Raw genomic sequence first — 24,867 nt, forward strand, 5'->3', positions numbered from 1 at the left:
GGGCGCGCCCGCCGGGCCGTGCCGGGGGGTTGTGGGGTCGCTCGACAACCGGCGCGGGGGGGGGGGCGGGCCCCCGGCCGGGGGGGGCCGGGGGGGGGGCCCCCCCCGCCACCGGGATACGTTCGGCCCGGTTCCGTTCAGCCGGCGGAGGGCATCGGGCGGACGGTGAGGATCTGCTCGGCCCGGCCCAGCGGCCCGCGGACGTCGTGCAGCACGGTGCTGGTGACACCGTGCCCGGACGGGCCGAAGCTGACGCTGGTGTCCAGGCCGGTCCAGCGGCCCTCGGGGCGGCGGTGGAAGTGGATCGTCAGGTCGGTGTTGGGGAACATCCACTCCGTCGGGTCCTGCCGCGTGGCGATGCCGTTCGCGGTGTCCACCATCATGACGAAGGAGGCGTGCGGGCCGCTGGGCTCCCCCGCGACCAGCTCTGCCGCGCTGGAGATCCAGGCGGCGGCGCGGCCGGGGGCGGTCTCCCGGCGGCGGACGTCGATCGAGGCGATGTAGCCGCCGCCCCACAGCCCGGCCATCGCCCAGGGCTCGAACTCCTCGGGCCCGGGCAGCGGCTGGTCGTGGGTGCCGGCGACGGCGGAGGTGTCCAGCTCGGCGAGGAACCAGGCGCGGGCCCGGACGACGGCCCGCCCGCCGATCACCACGGTGGCCTCGACCAGCTCGATGGTGCGACCGGGGCGGACGGTCTCCACCGTGATCTCGAACTCCTCCAGGGCGATCAGGCCGAGTATGTCGTAGCTGATCCGGGCCAGTGCCAGGCCGTCGGCGGGGCGGCCGGCCCGCCCCTGGTCGGCCCGCTCCCGACCGGCCCGGTGGCGGTCGATGGCGTGCACGATCAGGCCGCCGAGCGGGCTGAAGTGCTGCTCGTCCGCGTGCCAGGCGCCCTGCGCCTGCAGGGTGGGCTTGTAGCTGTGCTCGCCGGTGCGCTGGTAGTAGCTGTCGGGCGCGGCGGTGGGGGTGGTCACGTGCGCTTCTCCTCTGGCCGGATCGCTGGCTGCCGGTTCGGCCGCCGCCGTGGTACGACGGCGGCCGAACTCGGCGTTCAGGATCGTAGGGGGCCGAACCGCCCACGTGGCGTCACGGGTGACGCATCCCACACCCCCGGGGGATCCGGACCGTCAGTGCGCGGCGAGCGGGTAGTGGTCGGAGAGGTCGGTGTAGGTGTAGCTCTTGCCCCAGCTGCTGACCGTCCAGGGCGCGCTGTGCACCCGGACCACCTCGTTGGTGTACTGCTGCGGGCGGGCGTGGTCGGCCCGGTAGAGGACGTAGTCGAGGTCCTCCTTGGGCTCGCCCGGGTAGCGGTAGGCGGCGACGGAGTTGTCGGCGGTGTCGAAGGAGTACGGCCAGCCGGTGCGGGCGGAGGCCGGGGCGAGGTTGCCGTTGGCCAGCAGCGCCTGGTACTCGGCGCCGTGCGAGTCGATGTTGAGGTCGCCCGCGACCAGGACCGGCTCGTCGGCCGGGATCCGCTTGGCGTCCAGGAAGGAGCGCATCGCGGCGAGCTGCCTGGCCCGGATGTCCGCCGCCTGGCCGCTCGCGCAGCCCGAGTCGGTGGACTGGAGGTGGGTACCGACCACGTGGGTGCGGCGGCCGTTGACGTCCAGCACCGCGTAGACGAAGCCCTTGTTGGAGAACCAGTCCGAGCCGCAGGCGTCCTTGTAGACGTACTGCTCCTTGCGCAGGATCGGCCACTTGCTGAGCAGGGTGACGCCGCCGTCCTCGGGGGTGGCGGAGCTGTAGCTGCCGGAGGTGGCGTCCCAGCCGCCGGTGGAGCGGCCGACCACCGGCGTGTGGTAAGGGTAGGCGGCCGAGGCCTTGGCGGTCAGCGCGTCGGAGGCCGCGTTGTCGAAGGCCTCCTCCAGCACGACCACGTCGTGGCCCTGGAAGAAGTCCGCCGAGGCGATGGCCTGCGCCCGGTACTGCTGGCCCCAGTTGGGGTAGAGCGAGGTGCTCATCAGGAACGTGTTGTAGGTCAGCACGTCGAGCGGGGGCGCGGTCGTCGGGGCGGTCTCGGCCGAGGCCGGGACGGCGCCGAGCACGGCGAGGACGGTGGCGGCGGCGCCGGCGGCGAGGGCGCGGCGGACGGACGACAGGGGCATGGGGCCTCCGTGAGGGAGCGTTGTCGTGGACCCGTCGGGTCAAGGGATGTTGTGTATCCAACTTGGCTGCCGACACGGCCCGCAAGACATCCGGCGAGCATTTGGTGAACTCGCCGGTAACACCGTCGGCGGGAGGCTGACGGACGGTCACCGCGCTTCCGGGCGTCCGGAGCTGCCGTCACTCTGTCGAGCGCGCCGCACCGCACCACGCCGCACCGCGCCGCACCGCGCCGTCGAACGCGGAGACCGCGGTCGTGGTCATCGCGGCCCACAGTGCCGCCGCCCGCCGCACCCTGCGGCGGGCGGTCGGACGGGCTGTCAGAAGGGCAGCGGGTGGCGCACCAGGACGTCGGCGCGGGTGCCCTCCAGGGCGCCGTACAGCAGAGTGGTGCCGAGCGCGTCCACGGCGGGCGCGGCGGACGGGCCGACGGCCTCGGCGACCCGCTCCACCCGGCCGGTCCACAGGTCCCGCCGGAAGACGTCCGTGGCGCCGTTGGTGTCGCCGGGCACCAACCCGGCGTCGTCCGAGGCGAAGTGGACCCAGCGGTCGTCCGCCGTCATGACGGCGGGCTGGGTGCCGGTGGGGGCCACCTCCGTCACCGTGCCCGTCCGCAGGTCGCGGGCGTAGAGCGCGACCCGGGAGGCGCCGCCCTGGTCCGGCTGGAACACCCGGAACAGCGCGAACCTGCCGTCGGGGCTCAGCCGCCCCTGGCGGGCGGCGTCGCGCAGGGTGCCGCTCGGGTCGACGCTCGCGCCCTCGATCCGGCCGGTGGCGGCGTCGTAGACGTAGAGCGGGAAGAGCTGGCGGGTGGGCGGCGGCTTCGGCGCGGTCGGGGCGGGGGCCGTCGCGGGAGCCGTTCCGGCGGGGGCCGTCGCGGCGGGGGCCAGGAGGTTGGCCGCCTTCGAGCGGAAGGCGACGGCCCGGCCGTCGGCGCTGAGCGAGGGCTCCACCGAGCCGCCGTCGGCGGGGGCGCCGCCCTGCCCGGCGGTGACCAGCCGAGTGGTGCCGGTCCGGCGGTCGGTCAGGTAGATGTTGGCGATGCCCGCCTGGGCCCCGGGGGCGAGGTCGGCGCGGTCCGAGGAGTAGGCGACGAAGCGACCGTCGGCGCTGATCGCGGGGCTGACCGAGTTCCCGACGCCGGTGCCGGCGGTGAGCAGCTCGGTGCGGCCGGTGCCGCGGTCGCGGACGTAGACGTCGGTGCGCCCGCTGCCGTGCCCGGGGACGGCGTTGGCGGCGTCGCTGCTGAAGGCGACGTACCGGCCGTCGGCGCTGATCGCCGCCTGGCTGCTGGAGCCGTCCAGCTGGGCGCCGTCGTCGGCGAGGCTGACCCGCTCGGTCCGGCGCGTCCACAGGTCGCGGACGAAGACGTCGTAGAGGCGGTTGGTGTCACCGGGCACCAGGTTCGAGGCCAGCGAGGTGAACAGGGCGTACCGGCCGTCGGCGCTCAGTCCGAGCGGCTCGGACCAGTCGTCGGCGGGCGCGCCGTCAGGGCTCACGTTCACCCGCACCGTGTCGCCGCCGGTAGCCGCGAGCGCGGGCGTGGACGCGGGCGTGGACCCGGATGCGGGCGCGGGCGCGGACCGGGCGTGCGCCGCAGGCACCCCGGTGCCCGCCAGCAGCGCGGCCGCCAGTGCGCAGGCCAGCCGTACCGTCCTCTTCATGGGTTCCCCTCCCCTTCGTCCCCCGTCCGCTCCCCGTCACTGCGGCCGAGCCAACCGTCCTGTCGTGGCAGCGGTCAACCCGATCGCCCCGACATGGGCACGATTTCGCCAACTCCTGCACACAGCAGGCGCCCAGAGCCAGCACAGGTCGGCCGGGGAACGGCACCGCCGGGTTGGTCACGTCGGTACGGGACGCCCAACCCCGTACGGTCACGGACAACTCGAACCGATGACTTCCCTGCTAAACCCGGAGCAACAGGGGCATCTCACCCATGGCTGCTTCGCACCGAGGCAGCGCCTGTGCCGTCGAGTGAGAGGCAGAAGCGATGAGCACGATCCAGACCGGCAAGCTGCAGTTGAGCTCCAGCAGCGCCACGGAGCTGACCGCCGGAGCCACGTCGACCTTCACCCAGGTCACCTTCCCCTCGCCCTTCCCCGACAACGCGACGGTGATCGTCGTGCCGTTCGTCCAGACGTTCAACGGCCCCGACACCCCGGGGCTGCGGATCGCCGATGTCACCACCACGGGCTTCAAGATCCGCATCAACGAACTCGTCGGCAGCGGCAGGGCGCTGGCCGACGGGTTGCACACCTCGGAGACCGTCGGCTGGATCGCGAGCACCGTGTAGCCCGGAAGCCCCCGCGGCGGCGCGCCGACCCTCGCCGGCGCGGCAAAATCCGTGGACACGATCGGCCGCCGCTGCGAGGGTCCGGGAATGACCGTCGGCGAACTTCCCGTCCTGCCCGTCCCGTTGCCCGGCGGCCTGGTCCTGCGCGAGTCCGGGCCGGCCGACCTGGAGCAGATCGGTGCGCTGCTCGCCGAGCGCGGCGCCCCGCAGGACGCGCTCGACCACCGCCTGGTGGTCGAGGACCCGGACGCGGGCTGGTCGGCCTGCGCGGTGGTGGTCGACGGCGACCGGGTGGTCTCCACGGCCACCCTGCTCGACGAGGAGCTGCGCCTCGGCGGCGTCCGACTGCCCGCCGGTCAGGTCGAACTCGTGGCCACCGACACGGAGTTCGAGGGCCGTGGCCTGGTCCGGGCGCTGATGCAGTGGGCGCACGCCCGCTCCGCGGCCCGCGGGCACGTGGTCCAGGTGATGATCGGAATCCCCTACTTCTACCGGCTGTTCGGCTACGAGTACGCGATCGACATCCCGGTCTCGCGGCCGGTGCGCGGCACCCCGCCCACCGAGGGCGCGCCCGCGCTGCGCACCGCCCGGGCCGCGGACCTGCCCGCCGTGGCCGCGCTCCAGGAGCGGGCTCAGCGCGGCTTCGACCTCGCGATGGGCCACTCCCCCGCCCGCTGGCGCTGGCTGCTGGCACACGACGCGAGCACGCTGCGGGTGGTCGAGCGCGCCGGCGAGGTGGTGGCCGTGGCGCGCACCACCCCGGTGGACGACGGCGGATTCCGCCTCGCCGAGGCGGCCGCCGCGGACGAGCGGGCGGCGCGTGAACTGCTCGCCGGCGTGGCCGCGTTGGCACCGCAGGCACGGCTCCACGTGGTGCACCGGCCCGGCACCCTGCCCGCCACCGTCTGGCACGAGCTGCTGGACCACACGCCGCGCCCCAGGGCGGAGCAGTACTACGTCCGCATCCCCGACCCGGCCGTGCTGCTCGACCGGCTGCGCCCGGTGTTCCGGGAGCGCCTCGCCGGCGCCGGCCTGGACCACTCCGGCCGCGACCTGCTGCTCTCCACCTACCGCGCGCACTACCGGATCCCGGTCGGCCCGCAGGGGTCGGGCGAGGTCGTCACGGGCGGCACGATGCAGCACCCGGGCGCGGACGGCGGCGTGGCCGTGGCGCCGGACCAGCTGGCGGCGCTGCTCTTCGGACCGTACGGGATCGAGGGGTTGAGCCGCGTCCGGCCGGACGTGTACGTCCGTGGGGAGGCCGAGCCGTACCGGGCGCTGTTCCCGCCGCTGACCTCCGACCTGCTGACGTACTACCTGCCGTGACCCGTGAGCCGTGGTGCCCGGAATCCCGGTCGACCTCCTGTCGGAGCCCGGCGGGTGGGGCGTAGGGTGCGCGGCGTGAACGAAACGATCTTCCGGGGCAGGGACCTGGTGCGTCCGACCGGTGTCGCGATGCTGTTCCTCGTCCTCGCGGTCGAAGTCGCCTTCGGCCTGTTCGCGATGACCGACGTCGGCACGGTCCTGCTGGTCTCGCTGACGCTGGCGATGACCGTGCCCTTCCTCTTCTCGACCCTGCGGTCCTGGACCCGGGTCGGCGCCGACGGGATCACCGTCAACCGGGGCTTCGGGTCGGGCCGCACCTATCCCTGGCAGCAGATCGTGTGGGTCGAGGTGCGGCGGTACCCGGCCGGGGACTCGTTCTCGTACGCGCTGCGGATCCACCTCGCCGACGGGCGGCGCCGGCTGCTGCCGGGCCTCGCGGCGGACAAGTACCACTCCGCGGCCGAGTTCGTGGCGAACGCCGACCAGATCTTCGACTGGTGGGAGCAGAGCACCGACCCGGCCCGACGCGTCGAACCGCGGGTGCGGCTCTGGGACGCGCTGTCCCCCCTGGTGATCGGCCTGCTCCTCGCCAGCCTCCTGGTCGCCGTCATCGCGACGTACTCGCGGTAGTGCCCGGAACCACCTCGCCACCGGCCGGCGCCGGCAGCCGTTTCCGGGCGGACGCCCTGGCCACGGGGCCCGCGGCCACCGCCGGGCGCGGGTGATCGACGTCACACTGGCCCGCCCCTCACGGTTCGTGCACACTTCCGTTCGTGCTCGCCCGCTTCGGGCGCGCGAACTCACAGGGGGTCTGATGGAACGTCGTACGGTTCTGCGCGGGCTGATGGGGCTTCCGGTCGGCGCGATGGCGGTCCTCTCCGCCACCGGGCCGGCCCGGGCGGACTTCTCCACCACGGTGAACCCCTCGGTCGACTGGGGGACGTGGGAGGGCTGGGGTACCTCGCTGGCCTGGTGGGCGAACCAGCTGGGCCCCCGGGAGGACCTGGCGGACGTGCTGTTCAGCCGGAAGTCCGTCCGGTTCGGCGGACAGACGCTGCCCGGCCTGGGGATGAACGTGGTCCGGTACAACGCCGGGGGCTCGGGGACGAACAGCATCGGCGGCAGGACGATGCAGCCCGCGCCGGCGCTCGACGGCTTCAAGCAGATCGAGGGTTACCAGCTCGACTGGTACTCGGCGGACCCGCGGTCGGCGAGCTGGAACTGGAACGCCGACGCCCACCAGCGCGACATGATGTGGCTGGCCAGGGACCGGGGCGCCGACCGGTTCGAGCTCTTCAGCAACTCACCGATGTGGTGGATGCTCAAGAACGACGACCCCCGCGGGGCCACGGACCCGTACACCTGCAACCTGGCCGACGGGAACTTCGGCCGGCACGCGGCCTACCTGGCGACGGTGGCCCGCTACGCCCACGACCACTGGGGCATCGACTTCACCTCCGTCCAGCCGGTCAACGAGCCGGGGGCCAAGTGGGGCGGGTTCGGGCCGAATGACGGTGCGCAGGAGGGCTGCCACTACGACCGGGCGCAGCTGGCCGAGATCATCCGGCAGACCCGTACCCAGCTGGACGCCCGGGACCTGCACTGGATGATGGTGGCCGGCCTCGACGACTGGGGCGTCGGCAGTGCCCTGTACAACTGGACCAACAACTCCGACTTCGACGCCGCCACCCGCGCGGCCGTGGGCCGGGTGAACGTCCACGGCTACGACTTCGACGGCGACCGCGACGCGCTCTACAAGGCCGTGGCCGCGGACGGCAAGAACATCTGGATGTCCGAGTACGGCGACGGCGACACCAGCGGTCTGCAGCTGGCCCGGAACCTCAACTTCGACCTGCGCTGGCTGCACCCCACGGCGTGGGTCATCTGGCAGATCCTCGACTGGGAGAACTACGGGGCGATCACCCTCACCAACGGGGTGATCGGCGCGGTCAACGCCAAGTACTTCGTGCTCGCCCACTACATGCGGCACATCCGCCCGGGGATGCGGATCATCGATGCCGGTCACCCCGACGCCGTCGCGGCCTACGACAGCGTGAACCACAAGCTGGTCGTCGTCGCCGTGAACTACGGCGAAGGACAGTGGATCAACTTCGACCTGTCCAGGTTCACCCGGCCCGGGCAGGACGACGCCGTGATCGACCGCTGGGCCACCGGGACGGGCGCCGGCGGCGAGCGCTACCAGTACTACGCGGACACCCGGGTGCGCGGCAACCGGTTCTGGTCCTACTTCAACGCCCGTACCGTGCAGACCTTCGAGGTCTCCGACGTGTACCTGTAGTGGACCGGCCCCGGCTCCCGGGGTGGGAGCCGGGCCGGGCTCAGTCCGCCACGGGCAGGCACTCGGCGAGCAGGGCGAGGACGTCGCGCCAGGCCCGCTCGGCGTGCAGCGGGTGGTGGCGGACGCCGGGCAGGACGGTGTGCTCGACCGACGGATGGTGGAAGGCGTGCTCGGCGCCGCCGTAGACCACGAGGCGCCAGTCGACGCCCGCGGCCTGCATCTCGGCGGCGAAGGCGTCCCGCTTTTCGGCGGGCATGATCGGGTCCTCCGAGCCGACCCCGGCCCAGACCGGACACCGGATGCGGGCCGCCTCGCCCGGTCGGCCCGTGACGAGTCCGTTGACCGTCCCGATCGCCCGCAGGTCGACGCCGGCGCGCCCGAGTTCCAGCGCGATCGCGCCGCCGGTGCCGTAGCCGACGGCGGCGATCCGGTCGGGGTCGGTCCGGGGTTCGGCGCGCAGCACGTCGAGGGCCGCACCGCCGATGTCCCGCATCCGGTCGGGGTCGTCGAGCAGCGGCAGCACACGGGCCAGCATCTCCTGCGGGTCGGCGAACCAGCGCCCGCCGTGGAGGTCGAAGGCCAGGGCCACGTACCCCAACTCGGCGAGGGCGTCGGCCCGGCGGCGTTGGAAGTCGTTCAGGCCCGGCCCCTCGGGGCCGATCAGGACCGCGGGCCGGCGGCCGGTGCCGCCGGGCAGCGCGAGGTGCCCGACCATCGTCAGTCCGTCGGCGGGGTATTCGACCGTGCGGGTCGTGACCATCGTCATGGGACAGGACCGTAGTGCCGGTCGCGCCCCGGTCGGGCCGGTCTTCGCCGTCGGCAGAGGAGCACCCCGCCACTCGCCGTCCGGTGCTACGTCGGTCGGCTGCCGGTGAGTTGCTGCCAGCGGTCCTTCGCCGCCTCCAGTTCGAGACGGGCCTGCGGGATGCGCGGGTCCGCCTTCTGGCGGGCCAGGAGTTCGGTGAGCCGCTGGCGGGCCTCCTCCTGGCCGGCCGTGTCCGCCAGCGCGTCGCGCAGTTCGGCCTCGGCCTCGGGCACGAGCGCCTGGCGTTCGACCGCGGACGCCTTGGCGTCGGCGCCGGCGTTGAACACCTCGACGACGAACTTCCGCACCTCGGCCTCGGGCGTCTTCTCCAGCGCGACGGTCACGATCGCCTGACGACCGGTCGGCAGCGCCACGTAGACGTGGCCCTGCCCGTCCGAGTAGTCGTCGCGGACCGAGACCTCGTGCAGCGGGTACTCGGCGGTGCGGCCCTCCGCCGTCACCTCCAGCGCGTGGTCGTACAGCCGCAGGTCGTCCCCGAGCGAGGACCGCAACTCGCCCCGGCCCGGCGAGCGGAGCCGGTCCAGGTGTGCCCGGGCCCGGTCGACCCGCTCTTGCTGGGCCTGTTCGGCCGCCGTGACGTCGGCCCTGGCCCGGTCGCGTTCGCGTCGGGCCTCGCGCTCCAGTGTGCGGAGCTTGGCGCGGGCGGCGTCCAGGTCGCGCCGGTTCTCGGCGTACTGCGCGGTGAAGGCGTACCGCCATCCCCCGGGGTAGCGCAGCATCAGCCAGACCACCGCTGCGGCGAGCGCCAGCACGATCACCGCGATCCAGCCCACAGGCCCCATCGATCCCCTCCCACCGACCCACCGGTCCGGCAGCCACTCCAGCGGACCCGGACCGAGCCGATCGTAGGGACGGCGGCCGGTTCGCGTGGGGGAATCCGGGAATTCCCCGGCTGCCCACCGGCGGCGGGAGCCCTGCCCACCGAAGGGATGTGACCGCGCGGCGGGATTGCGACCCGCTCGGTGGGCTTCCGGCGGAAGATTTGCGACTTTTGGTCATGGTTTTGGCCAATGTGGTTAAAGGCCGGGCCAAAAATTCGCATGCCCCCTTGCCGATAATGTGATCACATGTGCAGGCACTGTGGCGTTCGCGCGTCACAGGGGAGGGACCGGTCCGCTTCACCGAGCGGGCCCGATCAACAGGAGTCGCAGCCATCAACACCGCCATCCGCAAGGCCGCCCGTGGGGCGATGCCCGTCGCCGTCACCGCCTCCGTGCTCGCCACCGGCCTCACCGCCTGCGGCACCGTCCAGCAGCTGTCCGCCGCTCAGAAGGTGTCGAAGGCCTTCGACAAGGTCCGTGACGGCAAGGCGGCCGGCTTCACCCTCTCCATCGACGCCACCCCCGAGCAGGTCGTCGCGTTCGCCAACTCCGGCGAACACAAGGCCGGCAGCGGCCTGATCGGCTCCGCCCGGGGCGGCGAGCAGCCGATGGACGAGAAGACCGCCAAGGCGATCTCCGGCCTCTCCGTCTCGGTCGCGATCTCCGCGGACAAGCCGCTCAAGGACATTGAGGCCTTCAAGAACGCCGGCAAGGGCGGCGACGCCGGCAAGAACGGCGACCTGACGCTCGACAAGTCGGTGCGCGTCTCCTACCTGCTCTCCGACCGCAGCGGCACCGCGCTGCTGGAGTACCGCCAGGTCGACGCCACGGGGTACCTGCACGCCGACGCCAAGGGCCTGATGAAGCTGACCGGCGAGGACCCGTCCGTGGTCGACGAGATGCGCAAGGACCTGCCCGCGGAGCTGAAGCCGCTCGGCGACGTGCTGGCCGGCAAGTGGGTGTCCTTCGACCTCCAGTCGCTCGCGAACCAGGCCAAGGAGTCCGACGGCAAGAAGGCCTCCCCGAGCGCCGCGCCCACCGCCGACCCGGAGCTCGCCAACCAGCTCCTCAACTCGGTCAAGGACGTGATCGGCCGCACCGTCACGTACGAGGACAAGGGCAAGAAGGACGGCGCCGAGCACCTCTGGGTCAGCGCCCCGGCCCGGCAGCTGGTCGACGAGATGTACAAGGCCGTCAAGCCGCTGTCCGCCAAGTTCCCCAAGCAGCTGGGCGACTTCCCCGACCAGGCCCCGAGCGACGTGCCGGACCGGAAGATCGGCGTCGACCTCTACCTGAAGAACGGCGCCTTCTCCTCCGCCACCTTCGACCTCGCGCAACTGGCCGACAAGGTCGAGCCGGGCGTCAACTTCCCGGTGAAGCTCGCCTTCAGCCAGTCGGCCCCGAACGTCCAGGTGCCGGCCGACGCGGTCAAGGTGACCGACGACCAGCTGATGGACGCGGTGCTCGGCCTGGCCACCGCGGGTGCCGAGGACGGCCTCGACCCCGAGGACCTGGCCGGCGGCGTCCCGGACGCCCCGACCGCCCCGCCGCTGACCGACGCCCAGCTCAAGGAGCTCGCCGGGCTCGGCTTCTCGGAGATCGAGGCGCGCGCCTTCAACCGGGCGGGCTTCACCTTCGAGGAGATCAAGGAGATCGCCCTCAAGGACGCTCCGGCCAAGGCCTGACGTCCACCTACGACCAACCGACCGGCCGACCGCGCACAGCGGTCGGCCGGTCGCGCGTACGGGGTTCCCGTTGCCGGGCGCGGGCGTCCCCGCCGTCAGGCGTGGGCGGCGGCGCACTCCGGGTGGCCCCAGGAGCTGCCGACCTTGGTGATCTTGTCGCCCTTGGCGTACGGGCGGCTGCACGGGCAGGTGCCGGGGAAGCGGGCGTTCAGGGTGCGTGAGCCGCCGCTCCGCCTGGCGGTGCCGCCGCTTCCGGCGGAGCCGGCCGAGGCGGTACGGGCGGCGCGTGCCTTGGGGGCCTTGGTGGCGGCGGCCGGGTCGGGGACCGGCAGGTCGGCGGCGGTGCCGGAGGCGTCCTGCTGGGTGCGGGCGGCGTCGCTGGCGGCCTTGTCGGCGATGGCGTTCAACGGGTCGCCGTCGACCTGGTGGGCCGGCACGTACACGAAGGTGACGTCCCGGCCCTCCAGCAGCGCGTCGATCGCCTGGATCAGCTCCTGGTTGGCGACCGGCTTGCCGGCCGCCGTCTTCCAGCCGTTGCGCTTCCAGCCCTTGAGCCACTTGGTCACCGAGTCGCGGGTGTAGGTGCTGTCCAGCCGCACCTCCAGCGGGACCGCCGGGTCCGTCGAGGCCAGCAGCTGCCGCAGCGCCGTCAGCTCGCCCACGTTGTTGGTGCTGTGCCCGAGCGCGCCGGCCTGCCACCGCTGGGGCACCCCGGCGGCGTCCGCGACCACGTACGCCCAGCCCGCCGGACCGGGGTTGCCCTTGGCTGCTCCGTCACACGCTGCAATGACTCGTTCGACCATGCCCCGATCATGCCTGGTCGCGGGGCCCGGAGCCAAAGCCGCTCGGCCTGCTCGGCCGCTCAGCCCCGCAGCAGGAGCAGCAGCAGCGCCGCCGACCAGCTGAAGTTGGTCGAGCTGTGCCCCTCCCCCGTCAGCGGGTCGTAGTTCTCCCGCACCGGGCCGTCCCCGGCCAGCCCGCCGGCGGTGGCCAGCAGCCGCTCGACCGTCCGCCGGGCGTCCTGCTCCCAGCCGTACCGGCGCAGGCCCTCGATCGCGAAGTAGGTCTGGTCGAGCCAGGCCAGGCCGCGCCAGTAGCCGGCCGGGTCGAAGGACGGCGAGCTGCGGGCCACGGTCGGGAACGGCATGGCGGTGCCGAACTCCGCCGGGTCGAGCAGCAGCCGGCGGACGGTACGGGCCTGGGCGGAGGTCGCGGTGCCGGACCAGAGCGGGATCGCGCCCTCGATGCCGCGGCCCCGGGCGGTGAGCCGGGCGCCGGTCGCCAGGTCCGTGTCGTGGAACCAGCCGCCGGCCGGGTCGTACATGGTGTCGCGCACGGCGGCGTCGATCCGCTCGGCGCGGGCGCGCAGCCGCTCGGCGGCGGGCCGGTCGCCCAGTTCGGCGGCGATCAGCGCCAGCTGGCGGTGGTCGGCGGCCAGGTAGGCGTTGAGGTCGACCGAGCGCTGGTCGAGCGACCAGCCGAGCAGCGTCCCGTTCGCGTCCCGGTTGGGGACCACGCCGGCGGCGTCGAAGCGCGGGGCGTTGTCCATGCCGGACTCCCAGGCCGCCGCCTCCACGCGGTCCTGGGCGGTGGCGTTGGCCGGGTCCACGGTGGCGCCGTACTCGCACAGGCCCTCGCCGAGGTGGTCGCGGGTGCGGTACCACCAGTCCTGGTAGGCGGTCAGCTTGGGCAGCAGTTCCCGCAGGAAGGCGCGGTCGCCGCTGCGCCGGTAGACCTCCCAGACCGCCCAGGAGGCCAGCGGGGGCTTGGAGTTGCGCTCGTTCCAGTTGCCGCCGCCGGTGCTCGGGTCGTTGTAGAAGACGCAGTCGGGGACCATGCCGGCGTCCGGCGCTCCGGCCGGCGCCTGGTGGTCGAACATGGCCCGGATCTGGTCGGCGGCCAGCGCGGGGGCGAAGGCGGCGGTGCCGACGGCCTGCTTCCAGGTGTCCCAGGCCCAGACCCCGCTGAACCACTTGTAGGAGAGCGTCGGGGTGACGGCGTCGTGCCGGATCCGCCCGGCCGGGCTGCGCCAGTTGGTGATCAGGGTCTGCACGCACTTGGCGGCGGTGCGGCGGCGGGCGGCCGGGACGCCCTCGGTGGCCCGGGTCAGGTACCCGTGCCAGCGGGTGGTGCCCTCGGCGGCGACCCGCTCCGGGGCGCGCAGCGCGGCGTCGGCCTCCCGCGCGGCCCGGGCGTACTCGGCCTCGGTGAAGGTGTAGCTCTCGGTCCAGTCCAGGCTGCGGCTCTCCCCCGGCGCCAGCCGTACGGGCTCGGCGAGTTCGGTGCGGTGGCCGTCGCCGTCGGCGCTCAGCACCACCCGGACGGGCCGCGCGTGGCGGACGGCGAAGCGTTCGGTGCCGTCGGTGAGGTAGTCCCAGGTCTGCCGGACCCTGGCGAAGCGCACCTCCACGCCGCGTTCGGCGGCGACCAGTCGCGGTGCCTCGCGCTGGGGGCCGGTGGCGGGGCGCAACAGTCGGCCCGTCCAGGCGACGGCCAGGGTGCGGACGGCCGGGCCGGTGTTGGCGAGGCGGGCGCGGAGCAGGGCGGTGCGGGTGCCGGCGAAGCGCAGTTCGAGGGTGAGGGCGAGGCCGGCGCCGAGGTCGTGGGTCAGGCGCAGCAGGCCGGGCAGCGAGGTGCCGCGGGCGGGGGCGCCGGCGGTGAGGTCCAGGGGGCGGCCCTGTTCGGTGAGCTGGAGGCGGCTCAGGCCGTCGCTGAGCCACCAGGGGTACTCCTGGGCGAGGTGCAGCGGGCCGGTGAAGCCTCCTGGCGGGTCGGCGGGGCGGGGCAGGGCGTAGGCGTGCCAGGCGCCGAGGTCGGCGAAGACGTTGATCGGGTTGTTGCCGCGGGCGTCGCCGGGGTAGGCCTGGGCGGGGGTGCCGTGGAGGTCGAGGAGGTCGGCGTAGCGGTCCAATGGATCCGCCTGGTCCAGGGGCTGCGCGGCGGCCGGGGCGGCGGCGAGGACGCCGGCCGTGGCGAGGGCGGCGGAGCCGGCCAGGACGTGGCGGCGGGTCAGCGGGTTCATGCGCGCTCCTGGGGGGCGGGGAGTCGGAGGACGACGGCGCCGAGCGGCGCGAGGGTGACGGCCGTGGCGGCCTCGGTGCCGGTGAGCAGGTCGGTGCCGGGCGCGTCGAGCGGCACCCGGCGCTCGACGGGGCCGTGGTTGAGCAGGAAGAGGTAGCCGGTGCCGTCGGCGGCGTGCCGGCGGGTGGCCTCGACGCCCTCCGGCAGGCCGGGGAGTTCGGCGCCCACCCCGGCTTCGGCGAGCACGGGGTCGAGCACGGCGCCGAGGTCGGTGCCGAGGTGGCAGCTCAGGTACCAGGCGCTGCCGTCGCCCAGGCGGTTGCGGGTGACGGCAGGGAGGCCGGCCAGTGCGCCGGAGTCGTAGCGGACGAGGGTTTCGGCGGTCTCGGTCTCGATCCACTCGCTCCAGCGTTCGGCGCGCAGGTCGGTCCGCAGGTCGGTGCGTGGTTCGGTACGCAGGTCGGCGCGTGGTTCGGTACGCAGTTCGGCGCGCAGTTCGGTACGCAGTTCGGCGCGCAGTTCGGCGCGCAGTTCGGCGCGCAGTTCGGTCCGCGGCTCCGCGGGAGGCTCGGTGCCCGCCGGGGTGAGGGAGGTGGTCGCGTCGTCCGGGATCGGCCAGTGCTCGTCCACCACGATCCCCAGCAGCTCGCGCAGCGGCCCGGGGTGGCCGCCGGGGTGGATGTGGTCGTGCCGGTCGGTGATGCCGCTGAACGGGCCGCAGACCAGGCGGCCGCCGCCACGCACGTAGGCGGTGAGCCGGTCGGCGGTGGCGGTGTCGAGCAGGTAGAGGTTGGGGGCGAGCAGTAGCGGGTAGCCGTCGGGGTCGGCGGTGGGCGGGACGAAGTCGACGGTGACGCCGCGCTCGTACAGCGCCGCGTACCAGGGGCGGAGCAGGTCGAGCCAGCGCATCCGGGCGGAGGGGTGGTCGTCCAGTTCCAGCGCCCACCAGCTGTCCCAGTCGAGCAGGACGGCCACCTGCCCGCGCAGCCGGGTGCCGGCGAGTTCGCCGAGGCGGCGCAGTTCCGTACCGAAGCGGACGGTCTCCTGCCAGCCGCGTGCGGCGGTGCCCCGGTGCGGGAGCATCGCGCTGTGGAACTTCTCGGCTCCGGCCACCGAGGCGCGCCACTGGAAGTGCAGGACGCCGTCGGCGCCGCGGGCCAGCGCCTGGAGCGACCAGAGGCGGTACAGGCCGGGAGCTTTGGGCACGTTGACCGGCCGCCAGCTGACCGCGGAGGGGGCCTGTTCCATCAGCAGCCAGGGGCGGCCGCCCTTGAGCGAGCGCATCAGGTCGTAGTTCATCGCGGCGTTGACGTGGGCTCGCGGGTCGGCCGGGTCGGGGTAGGCGTCGTCGGAGACGAAGTCCTCATGCCGGCTCCACTCCCAGTAGTCGAGGGCCTTGAGCATCGACATGAAGTTGGTGGTGACCGGGACGCCGGGCGAGACCTCGTCCAGGACGGCCTTCTCGGCGCGGTGCAGGGCGAGCAGCGCGTCCGAGCAGAACCGGCGCCAGTCCAGCAGCTGGGTGGGGTTGACCGGGCCGGGCGCGGTGCGGGGAGGCTCGATCTGCTCGAAGGAGTTGTAGCGCTGGGACCAGAAGGCGGTGCCCCAGGAGCGGTTCAACTCCTCGATGTCGCCGTGCCGTTCGCGCAGCCAGCGGCGGAAGTCGGCGGCCGAGGCGGGGCAGAAGCACTCCTGGACGTGGTCGCCGTACTCGTTGTGGATGTGCCACAGGGCGAGCGCGGGGTGGTCGCGGTAGCGCTCGGCGAGTGCCCGGGTGAGGCGGACGGCGGCCTGTCGGTAGGCGGGCGAGGAGGGGCAGTAGTGCTGGCGCGAGCCGAACTCCAGCCGTACGCCGTCGGCGGTGACGGGCAGCAGCTCGGGGTGGGCGCGGACCAGCCAGGCGGGCGGGGAGGCGGTGGCGGTGGCCAGGTCGACGGCGATGCCGTGCCGGTGGACGAGGTCGAGGAGCCGGTCCAGCCAGCCGAAGTCCCAGCTGTCGGCGTCCGGTTGGAGCCGGGCCCAGGAGAACACGCCGACGGTGACCAGGTTGACCCCGGCCTCGGCCATCAGCTTCACGTCCTCGGCCCACACCTGCTCGGGCCACTGCTCGGGGTTCCAGTCCCCGCCGTACAGCAGGCCGGGCACCCGGGTGAGTCGGTCCATGGTCACGGTCGCGGTCATCCCTTCAGGGCTCCGCCCAGCAGGCCGGCCACGAACTGCCGCTGGAAGAGCAGGAAGAGCACCATCAGCGGGAGCGTGGCCAGGAAGGAGCCGAGCATCAGGCCGGAGTAGTCGACGTGGGTCAGTCCGGTCAGCGTGTTGAGCGCGACCGGCACGGTGTACCTGTCCTCGGTGTTGAGCATCAGCAGCGGCCAGATGAAGCTGTTCCACTGGCCCATGAAGGTGAAGATCACCAGTGCGCCCAGCTGCGGCCGCACGCAGGGCAGGACGACCCGGTAGAAGGTGCGCAGCTCGCCGGCGCCGTCGATCCGGGCGGACTCCAGCAGTTCGTCGGGGAAGTCGAGGAAGCCCTGGCGCATCAGCAGGATGCCGAAGGAGTTGGCCAGGAAGGGCACGATCACGGCCTGGTAGCTGTCGATCCAGCCGAGGCTGGCCATCATCTGGAACAGCGGGACCAACAGCACCTGCAAGGGGATCATCATGGTCGCCAGCACCAGGCCGAGCAGCAGGCCCCGGCCGCGGAAGCGGTACTTGGCGAGCCCGTAGCCGCACATCGCGGACAGCAGCGAGCTGAGCGCGGTGTAGACGACGGCGATGCCGAGGCTGTTGAGCAGCACCCGGCCGAAGCCGATGGTCTCCTGGAGGTGCGCCAGGTTGCGCAGCAGGTTGCCGCCGGGCAGGAACGGCGGTGGGGAGTGGAAGAGTTCGGAGCTGCTGTGGGTGCCGGCGATCAGCATCCAGGCGAAGGGCACCAGGCTGACCACGGCGCCGAGGGTGAGGGCGGCGAGGACGGCGGTGCGGCCGAGTCTTGCGGGCAGCGGGGTGCGGCCGGGCCGGGCGGCCGGCCTTGTCGTCGGGATGCTGCTCATCGGCGGCGTTCCCTTCCGTAGAACCGGAACTGGATCAGCGAGACCGCCGCGATGATCAGCACCACCACCCAGGCGATGGCGGCCGCGTAGCCGAAGTCGAGCTGCTGGAAGCCGACCTTGTAGAGGTAGACCACCGGGGTGAGCGTCGCGTCGCCGGGGCCGCCGCGGGTCAGCACGTAGTTCTCGTCGAAGAGTTGGAGGGTGCCGATGGTGGAGGTGATGACGCAGAACAGCACCACCGGGCGCAGTTGCGGCAGGATGACACTGGTGTAGGTACGCACGGCACCGGCGCCGTCGAGGGAGGCGGCCTCGTACTGGTCGCGGCCGATGGCGTGCAGCCCGGCGAGCAGGATCACCGCGTTGTAGCCGGTCCACCGCCAGGTGACCGAGCCGATCAGCGAGATCCGGGCCCAGGTGGGCGAGTTGAGCCAGTCGACCGGGCCGAGGCCGAGCGCCTGGAGGAGCTGGTTGGCAAGGCCGCCGTCGGTGCGCAGCAGGACCTGGAAGACCACGGCGTAGGCGACCAGGGTGGTGATGGCGGGCAGGAAGAACACCGCCCGCCAGCCGGCCCGGAAGCGCAGCCAGGACTGGTTGAGCAGGACGGCGAGCACCAGGGCGAGGCCGATCATCACGGGCACCTGGACGGCGAGGATCAGGCCGGTGTTGACCAGGGAGTGCAGGAAGGCGGGGTCGTGGAACATCCGCCGGTACTGGTCCAGGCCGACCCAGACGTCGACGCCGTCGCGGCGGGCGGTGAAGCTCTGGTAGAGGCTGGCGCCCAGCGGGTAGGCGAAGAAGGCGACGAAGAGTGCGGTGGTGGGCCCGGCGAACAGCCAGGCCGCGGTCCGTGGGGAGCGCCGGCGGCGGGCGGGGGTGGTGCGGGCCACGGCCGCCGGTTTGCGCAGGGACGCCGGAGGACTGGTCATCGGGCCCGCCCCTACGCGACCGTTTGGCGGCCGGTCGCGGTGGCGATCTGGCGGGCGGCGGAGCGCAGTACGGTACCCGGGTCGGCGCCGTTGTGCAGCACCTGGTTGACGGCGGTGTTGACGATGTCGAAGGCCTTGGAGTCGTCCGCGGTGAACTCGACGGTGGGGACGCTCCTGGTGAGTCCGGCGAACAGCTGCATGGTGGGCTGGCCGCCGTAGTAGGGCGCGGGCTGCTGGAAGTACGGGTCGTCCAGGGCGGGGAGGTAGGCGGGGAAGAGTCCTTCGTGCTGCATCATCGAGGCCTGGTTGGCCTTGTCGGCGAGCAGGAAGGAGAGGAACGCCCAGGCTGTCTCCGGGTTGCGGCTCTGCGCGGTGACGCAGAGGGTGGAGCCGCCGCTGTTGGCGGTGCGGGTGCCGCCGGGGGTGAAGGCGGGCAGCGGGACGACGCCGAACTTCCCGCTGAGGTCGGCCATTTCGGCGGTGAGGGTGCCGTCCCACCAGGCCGCGGTGGGGGTGGTGGCGGCCTTGCCGTCGTGGGTGCCGGAGACGAAGCCGTCCCAGCCGTTCTCGAAGTCCACCAGGTCGCGGTCGACGAGCTGTTTCATCAGGGTGAGGGCTCGTTCGGCGGCGGGGGTGGCGACGGCGACCTTGCCGCCCGCGAACCAGCGCTGGCCCTGCTGCTGGAGGAGCATGGCGAAGAGGCTGTCCTGTTTGGAGTCCAGGATGAGCAGCTTCTTCCCGGTGGCGGCCTTGAGGGTGGTGCCGGCGGTGAGGTAGTCGTCCCAGGTGGTGAGGCCGGCCGGGTCGATGCCGGCCTGTTGGAAGAGGTCACGCCGGTAGAACAGAGCGCACGGCCCGCTGTCCCAGGGCAGCGCGAAGACCTTGCCCTTGGCGTCCGTCACGGTGCGCCAGGAGGCTTCCGTGTACTGGGACTTGAGGCCGGCGGCGCGGCTGGTGAGGTCGACCAGGCCGTTCGGGAAGTTGCCGATGTAGGTGGGCATTCTGCTGCCCTCGACGGTGAGGATGTCGGGCAGGCCGCTGCCGGCGCCGAGCCCGACGGTGATCTTGTCGTAGGCGTTGTCGTAGCCGATGTCCACCACCTCGACGGTCGTTCCGGGGTGGGCCTGTTCGAAGGCCTTGCCGAGTCGCTGCATGGCCTTGGCGGCGACGTCCCAGGACCAGATGGTGACCTTCCCGGCGAGGGCGGCGCCCGGGCTGCCGGTGAGCTGCTTGGTGCTGGTGCCGCCGGCCCCGCCGGTCGCGCAGCCGGTGGCGCCGGTCAGCAGTAGCGCGCCGCCCGCGAGTCCGGCGGAGAGGATCCGCCGGCGGGACGGGCCTTGGGTGAATTCGCTCTGGTCACCGGGTAGTTGGGGATGTTTTTCGGGCCGGGTTGGTGCGGACATCTTGCCTCCCGACTGGTGAATGCCGAATGCTGTATACAGAACTCAGCATTCACAACCCCGTCAAGGCTTGTGACTGAAATCGCGGAAGGTGCCAGCATGAGCACACGCGTCCCCCGAACCCACCCGTACATCCCCAACTCCGCGCCGCAGGTGAGGAAAGCGATGCTGGCGGCGGTCGGCGCCCAGGACGTCGAGGAGTTCTACGCCGACATCCCGGCCGCCCTCCGACTGGACCGCCCGCTGCGGCTGCCCGAACCGCTCGGTTCCGAGGCCCGGCTGGTCGCGCACATGGAGGAGCTGCTCTCCCGCAACACCGCCGTCCCGCCCGGCCGCAGCTTCCTCGGCGCCGGCTGCTACCGCCACCACGTGCCCGCCGTGGTGGACGAGATCGTCAACCGCAGCGAGTTCCTCACCGCCTACGCGGGCGAGCCGTACGAGGACCACGGCCGCTTCCAGGCGCTGTGGGAGTACCAGTCGCTGATGGCCGAGCTGCTGGCCGTCGAGGTCGTCAACGTGCCGACGTACGACGGGTTCCAGGCCGCCGCGACGGCCCTGCGGATGGCCGGACGGGCCACCGGGCGGCGCCGGCTGGTGCTGGTCGGCGCGATCGACCCGGACCGGCTCTCCCGGATCCACGACTACGTCCGGGGCATCCACGAGCTGGTGCCCGTCCCGGCCGAGCCCGCCGCCGTCCGGGCCGCGCTGGCCGAGGGCGACGTGGCCGCCGTCTACGCCCAACTGACCGACCACCGCGGGCGGGTGGACCAGGAGCTGCCGCAGTACGTCGAACTCGCCCACCGGGCCGGGGCCCTGGCGGTGGCCCACGTCAACCCGCTCAGCCTCGGTGTGCTCACCCCGCCCGCCGACCTCGGCGCCGACCTCACCTGCGGCGACCTCCAGCCGCTCGGCATCCACCCGAGCTTCGGCGGCGGCAACGCCGGCTTCATCGGCAGCCCGGACGACGAGCGCCTGGTCGCCGAGTACCCGAGCCGGCTGTTCGGCCTCACCCCCACCGACGTCCCCGGCGAGTACGGCTTCGGCGACGTCGCGTACGAGCGCACCTCCTTCGCGCTGCGCGAGGAGGGCAAGGAGTGGGTCGGCACCGCCGCCGCCCTGCACGGCATCGCCGCCGGGGTCTACCTCGCCCTGATGGGCCCGCACGGCATGCGCGAGATCGGCGAGACGATCCTCGCCAACACCGCCTACGCCCGGCAGCGCCTGGCCCGCGTCCCCGGCGTGGAACTGGCCGACCCGCACGCCGTGCACTTCGCCGACTTCACCGTCCGCTACACCGGCGAGCGCGGCGCCGCCGAGATCGCCGAGGCCCTGCTTGCCCACGGCCTGCACGGCGGCACCCCGGCCGGCCCGGACGAGGGCCGCTTCTGCGTGACCGAGCTGCACACCGCGGCGGACATCGACCGCCTCGCCGACGCGCTTGAGGAGACCGTCAAGTGACGACCAGCCATGACTCCGCCCCGGTGGACCCCCGCATCGCCCCCAAACCGGCCCTGCGGCGCTTCCACCAGGCCCGCTGGGACGAGAAGCTGATATTCGAGCTGGGCACCCCCGGCGAGCGCGGCATCCTGCCCCCGCTGCCCGAGCCTGCCGTCACCGCCGCCGTCGGTGACCCGGCCGAGCGGCTGCCCGCCGCGCTGCGCCGCCGCACACCGCCCGCCCTGCCCGAACTCGGCCAGCAGCAGGTGCTCCGGCACTACCTGCGGCTCTCCCAGGAGAACCTGGGCGCCGACCTCAACGTGGACGTCGGCCAGGGCACCTGCACCATGAAGTACAGCCCCAAGGTCAACGACACCTTCGTCCGCGACCCCAGGATCGCCGCCCTGCACCCGGCGCAGGACGCCTCCACCGTCCAAGGGGTGCTCGAACTCGTCCACCGGCTGGAGCAGTTGCTCAAGGAGATCTCCGGCATGGACCGGGTCAGCCTCCAGCCCGGCGCGGGCTCGGCGGCGATCTGGACCAACGTCTCGGTGATCCGCGCCCACCACGCCGCCCGCGGCGAGCTGGAGCAGCGCGACGAGATCATCACCACCGCCTTCTCCCACCCCTCCAACGCCGCCTGCGCCAAGACCGCCGGCTTCCGGGTGATCACCCTGCACCCGGACGCCGACGGCTACCCCGACATCGAGGCGCTGCGCGCCGCCGTCGGCCCGCGCACCGCCGCGCTGCTCATCACCAACCCCGAGGACACCGGCATCTACAACCCGCGGATCGCCGAGTTCGTCCGGATCGTCCACGAGGCCGGCGGCCTGTGCGCCTACGACCAGGCCAACGCCAACGGCATCCTCGGCATCACCCGGGCCCGCGAGGCCGGCTTCGACCTGTGCCACTTCAACCTGCACAAGACCTTCTCCACCCCGCACGCCTGCGGCGGCCCGGCGGCCGGCGCCTGCGGCGTCACCGCCGAGCTGGCGCCCTACCTGCCGCGCCCCACCGTCGAGTTCGACGGCGAGCGGTACGTCCTGGACGACGACCGGCCCGACTCGGTCGGCAAGATCCGCCCGTACCTGGGTGTCGTGCCCAACCTGGTGCGCGCCTACGCCTGGATCATGTCGCTGGGCACCGAGGGGCTGCGCGAGGTCGCCGAGACCGCCGTGCTCAACAACAACTACCTGCTGCACCGGGTGCGGCAGATCCGCGGCGTCTCCGTCCCCTACGCCGAGGGCCGCCCCCGGGTCGAGCAGGTCCGCTACAGCTGGCAGCAGCTCAACGAGGACACCGGCCTGCACAGCGAGGACCTCGGCTACCGCGCCGCCGACTTCGGCACCCACTACTGGACCAGCCACCACCCGTACGTCGTCCCCGAGCCGATGACCCTGGAGCCCACCGAGTCCTACTCCCGGGCCGACCTGGACGAGTACGCGGCGATCCTGGCCGAGGTCGCCCGAGAGGCGTACGAGGACCCGGAGACCGTCCGCACCGCGCCGCACCACTCCACCGTGCACCGGATCCGGCACGAGCCGCTGGACGATCCGGCGGTCTGGGCGGTCAGCTGGCGCGCCTACCGCCGCAAGGTCCTCGGCGAGCAGCCGTGACGCCCGCCCCGGGCGCCCGGATCGGGCTCGTGGTCAACCCGGTGGCCGGCCTCGGCGGCCGGGTCGGCCTCCAGGGCAGCGACGGCGCCGAGGTCCAGCGGCGGGCGCTGGCGCTCGGGGCCCGCCCCCAGGCCCTCGCCCGGGCCGAACTGATGCTTCGTCAACTCCCGTCGGACATCGAGCTGATCACGGCCGAAGGGCCGATGGGCGCCGACGCCGCCCGGGCCGCCGGCCGGCCCGCGCGGATCGTCCACCGGTCCGCCGGGGCGCGGACCACCGCCGCCGACACCCGGGCCGCGGTGCGCGCCCTGGTCGCGGCCGGCGCCGGGCTGCTGCTGTTCTGCGGCGGCGACGGCACCGCCCGCGACGTCCTGGACGCGCTCGGGCCCGAGCCCCGCCTGCCGGCCCTCGGCATCCCGGCCGGGGTCAAGATGCACTCCGCCGTTTTCGCCGTCCACCCCCGGGCCGCCGCCGAGGTCGCGGCGGCCTGGGCGGCCGGCCGGGGCGTGCGCCTGGAGGCCGCCGAGGTGGTGGACCGGGACGAGGCCGCACTGCGGGCCGGCCGGGTCTCCGCCCGGCTGTACGGCCGGCTGACCGTCCCGGTGCTGCCCGCCCGGGTGCAGCAGCGCAAGACCGGCAGCTCCGGGCCCGACCCGGGGACGCCGGCCGGCATCGCCACCGAGGTCGCCGAACGGGTCGGCCCCGGCGGGCTGCTGCTCCTCGGGCCCGGCAGCACCACCTACGCGGTGGCCACCGCACTCGGCGCACCGGGCGCCAGCCTGACCGGCGTCGACCTGCTGCGGCTCGGCCCCGAGGGCGCCCTCGGCCCCGGCCACGCCGACGGCCTCGCCACCGCCGCCCGGGTGCTGATCCGCGACGCCCGCGCCGACCAGCTGCGCACCCTGCCCACCACCCCGCACATCGCGCTCTCCCCGATCGGCGGCCAGGGCTTCCTGCTCGGCCGCGGCAACCAGCAGCTCACCCCCGAACTGCTGCGCGCCGCCGGCCGGGAGCGGCTGCTGGTGCTCGCCACCGAGGCGAAGCTCGCCGCCCTGGCGGGGCGGCCCCTGCTGCTGGACACCGGCGACCCGGAACTGGACGACGCCCTGGCCGGCCACGTCCGGGTGATCACCGGCCGCCGCTCCGGCGCCGTCTACCGCCTCTCCGCCTGAACCCGCCTACCCGCCTACCCGCCTGAACCCCCGTCTCCCCCGGGCCAGTTGAAGGAGCCCCCATGATCGACCTGCACGGCAAGCGCGCGATCGTCACCGGCGCCGCCTCCGGCATCGGCCGGGCCACCGCCACCCTGCTCGCCGAACTCGGCGCCGCCGTCGTCCTCCTCGACCTCGACACCGAGCGCGGTGAACGGGCCGCCAAGGAGATCGGCGGCACCTTCGTCCGCTGCGACGTTTCCCGGCGCCCCGACTGCGAGCACGCCGTCCGCACCGCCGTCGAACGACACGGCGGCGTGGACGTGCTGTTCAACAACGCCGGCATCATCCGCCGCTCCACCGTCACCGAGATCACCGACGAGGACTGGGACCTGGTGATGGCCGTCAACGTCCGCTCGATCATGCTGCTCAGCGGGCTGGTGGTGCCGCTGATGGCCGCGAACGGCGGCGGCAGCATCGTCAACACCGGCTCCGGCTGGGGCATCAAGGGCGGCGGCCGGGCCGTCTCCTACTGCGCCTCCAAGGGCGCGGTGGTCAACATGACCAGGGCGATGGCCATCGACCACGGCCCGGACAACATCCGGGTCAACTGCGTCTGCCCGGGCGACACCGACACCGGCATGCTCGCCGAGGAGGCCCGCCAGCTCGGCGAGAACCCGGACGCCTTCTACACCGACGCCGCCGACCGCCCGCTCGGCCGGATCGGCCAACCCCGGGACATCGCCCAGACCGTCGCCTTCCTGGCCAGCGACGCCGCCGCCTTCGTCAGCGGCGCGGTCATCGCCGTGGACGGCGCCGGCACCGCCTGACGACCGCACACCGTACAGCACCGCAGCCCCGTACGGCGGCCGGGCGACGGCGTGCGTCGCCCGGCCGGTACGCTACGGACCGA

20 protein-coding genes are annotated in these 24,867 nt (G+C 73.4%); 9 read left to right on the top strand and 11 right to left on the bottom strand.

From position 1 onward, the window contains the following. Positions 1–137 precede the first annotated feature (137 nt). The 3 genes from ACGF13_RS21320 to ACGF13_RS21330 form a co-directional block, all read right to left on the bottom strand. Positions 138–974: a thioesterase family protein gene (locus ACGF13_RS21320; RefSeq protein WP_392877317.1), complete on the bottom strand. Its 837-nt coding sequence runs from the start codon at positions 972–974 to the stop codon at positions 138–140. Positions 975–1,127: 153 nt separating this feature from the next. Next, on the bottom strand, positions 1,128–2,105 hold the full coding sequence (gene sph / locus ACGF13_RS21325; RefSeq protein ID WP_392877319.1) for a sphingomyelin phosphodiesterase: 978 nt from the start codon (positions 2,103–2,105) through the stop codon (positions 1,128–1,130). Positions 2,106–2,423: 318 nt separating this feature from the next. Next, the gene (locus ACGF13_RS21330) at positions 2,424–3,767 is read right to left on the bottom strand and encodes a hypothetical protein (protein ID WP_392877321.1); all 1,344 of its coding nucleotides are present in this window, start codon (positions 3,765–3,767) and stop codon (positions 2,424–2,426) included. Positions 3,768–4,093: 326 nt separating this feature from the next. Between ACGF13_RS21330 and ACGF13_RS21335 the strand changes: the two genes are divergently transcribed. The 4 genes from ACGF13_RS21335 to ACGF13_RS21350 all read left to right on the top strand — a co-directional run bounded on the left by ACGF13_RS21335 (position 4,094) and on the right by ACGF13_RS21350 (position 8,021). After that, positions 4,094–4,396 (top strand): hypothetical protein, encoded by a 303-nt coding sequence (locus tag ACGF13_RS21335; protein ID WP_392877323.1) that lies wholly within the window; start codon positions 4,094–4,096, stop codon positions 4,394–4,396. Positions 4,397–4,483: 87 nt separating this feature from the next. After that, entirely contained in the window at positions 4,484–5,722 is a 1,239-nt protein-coding gene (locus ACGF13_RS21340) for a GNAT family N-acetyltransferase (protein ID WP_392877325.1), read from the top strand. A 75-nt stretch (positions 5,723–5,797) separates the two neighbouring features. Beyond that, positions 5,798–6,352, top strand: a complete 555-nt coding sequence (locus ACGF13_RS21345) for a PH domain-containing protein (protein ID WP_392877327.1) — start codon at positions 5,798–5,800, stop codon at positions 6,350–6,352. Between the two features lie 184 nt (positions 6,353–6,536). After that, positions 6,537–8,021: a glycoside hydrolase gene (locus ACGF13_RS21350; RefSeq protein WP_392877329.1), complete on the top strand. Its 1,485-nt coding sequence runs from the start codon at positions 6,537–6,539 to the stop codon at positions 8,019–8,021. 40 nt (positions 8,022–8,061) lie between these two features. Here the strand turns inward: ACGF13_RS21350 and ACGF13_RS21355 are convergent, their stop codons facing one another. Continuing rightward, positions 8,062–8,787, bottom strand: coding sequence for a dienelactone hydrolase family protein (locus tag ACGF13_RS21355; protein WP_392877331.1), 726 nt, complete (start codon positions 8,785–8,787; stop codon positions 8,062–8,064). Positions 8,788–8,873: 86 nt separating this feature from the next. Then, positions 8,874–9,629, bottom strand: coding sequence for a hypothetical protein (locus ACGF13_RS21360; RefSeq protein WP_392877333.1), 756 nt, complete (start codon positions 9,627–9,629; stop codon positions 8,874–8,876). Between the two features lie 407 nt (positions 9,630–10,036). On the opposite strand from ACGF13_RS21360, the gene ACGF13_RS21365 reads away from it, so the two are divergent. Further along, positions 10,037–11,353: a hypothetical protein gene (locus ACGF13_RS21365; protein ID WP_392877335.1), complete on the top strand. Its 1,317-nt coding sequence runs from the start codon at positions 10,037–10,039 to the stop codon at positions 11,351–11,353. 95 nt (positions 11,354–11,448) lie between these two features. Here ACGF13_RS21365 and ACGF13_RS21370 read toward each other — a convergent pair whose 3' ends face one another. The 6 genes from ACGF13_RS21370 to ACGF13_RS21395 are packed head-to-tail and all read right to left on the bottom strand — an operon-like array spanning position 11,449 to position 19,753. Next, entirely contained in the window at positions 11,449–12,156 is a 708-nt protein-coding gene (locus ACGF13_RS21370; protein WP_392877337.1) for a ribonuclease H, read from the bottom strand. Between the two features lie 59 nt (positions 12,157–12,215). Beyond that, positions 12,216–14,375 (bottom strand): trehalase family glycosidase, encoded by a 2,160-nt coding sequence (locus tag ACGF13_RS21375; RefSeq protein WP_392877339.1) that lies wholly within the window; start codon positions 14,373–14,375, stop codon positions 12,216–12,218. Next, positions 14,372–16,555: a beta-galactosidase gene (locus ACGF13_RS21380; RefSeq protein ID WP_392877341.1), complete on the bottom strand. Its 2,184-nt coding sequence runs from the start codon at positions 16,553–16,555 to the stop codon at positions 14,372–14,374. The genes ACGF13_RS21375 and ACGF13_RS21380 overlap by 4 nt, the downstream gene beginning before the upstream one ends. Further along, the gene (locus ACGF13_RS21385) at positions 16,552–17,424 is read right to left on the bottom strand and encodes a carbohydrate ABC transporter permease (RefSeq protein ID WP_392877343.1); all 873 of its coding nucleotides are present in this window, start codon (positions 17,422–17,424) and stop codon (positions 16,552–16,554) included. Before ACGF13_RS21385 ends, ACGF13_RS21380 begins: the two co-directional genes overlap by 4 nt. Next, positions 17,421–18,350 (bottom strand): carbohydrate ABC transporter permease, encoded by a 930-nt coding sequence (locus ACGF13_RS21390; RefSeq protein WP_392877347.1) that lies wholly within the window; start codon positions 18,348–18,350, stop codon positions 17,421–17,423. The genes ACGF13_RS21385 and ACGF13_RS21390 overlap by 4 nt, the downstream gene beginning before the upstream one ends. An 11-nt stretch (positions 18,351–18,361) precedes the next feature. Further along, a complete protein-coding gene (locus ACGF13_RS21395) occupies positions 18,362–19,753 on the bottom strand; it encodes an ABC transporter substrate-binding protein (protein ID WP_392877348.1) in 1,392 nt (463 codons plus the stop codon). A gap of 96 nt (positions 19,754–19,849) precedes the next feature. Between ACGF13_RS21395 and gcvPA the strand changes: the two genes are divergently transcribed. The 4 genes from gcvPA to ACGF13_RS21415 all read left to right on the top strand — a co-directional run bounded on the left by gcvPA (position 19,850) and on the right by ACGF13_RS21415 (position 24,784). Continuing rightward, positions 19,850–21,208: an aminomethyl-transferring glycine dehydrogenase subunit GcvPA gene (gene gcvPA / locus ACGF13_RS21400; protein WP_392877352.1), complete on the top strand. Its 1,359-nt coding sequence runs from the start codon at positions 19,850–19,852 to the stop codon at positions 21,206–21,208. Then, entirely contained in the window at positions 21,205–22,803 is a 1,599-nt protein-coding gene (gcvPB, locus tag ACGF13_RS21405; protein ID WP_392877354.1) for an aminomethyl-transferring glycine dehydrogenase subunit GcvPB, read from the top strand. Before gcvPA ends, gcvPB begins: the two co-directional genes overlap by 4 nt. Then, positions 22,800–23,975, top strand: coding sequence for an ATP-NAD kinase family protein (locus tag ACGF13_RS21410; protein ID WP_392877356.1), 1,176 nt, complete (start codon positions 22,800–22,802; stop codon positions 23,973–23,975). The genes gcvPB and ACGF13_RS21410 overlap by 4 nt, the downstream gene beginning before the upstream one ends. A 62-nt stretch (positions 23,976–24,037) precedes the next feature. Then, positions 24,038–24,784: an SDR family NAD(P)-dependent oxidoreductase gene (locus tag ACGF13_RS21415; protein ID WP_392877358.1), complete on the top strand. Its 747-nt coding sequence runs from the start codon at positions 24,038–24,040 to the stop codon at positions 24,782–24,784. Positions 24,785–24,867 lie beyond the last annotated feature (83 nt).

The sequence above is a fragment of the Kitasatospora sp. NPDC048286 genome, assembly GCF_043201735.1.
GTDB lineage: Bacteria > Actinomycetota > Actinomycetes > Streptomycetales > Streptomycetaceae > Kitasatospora.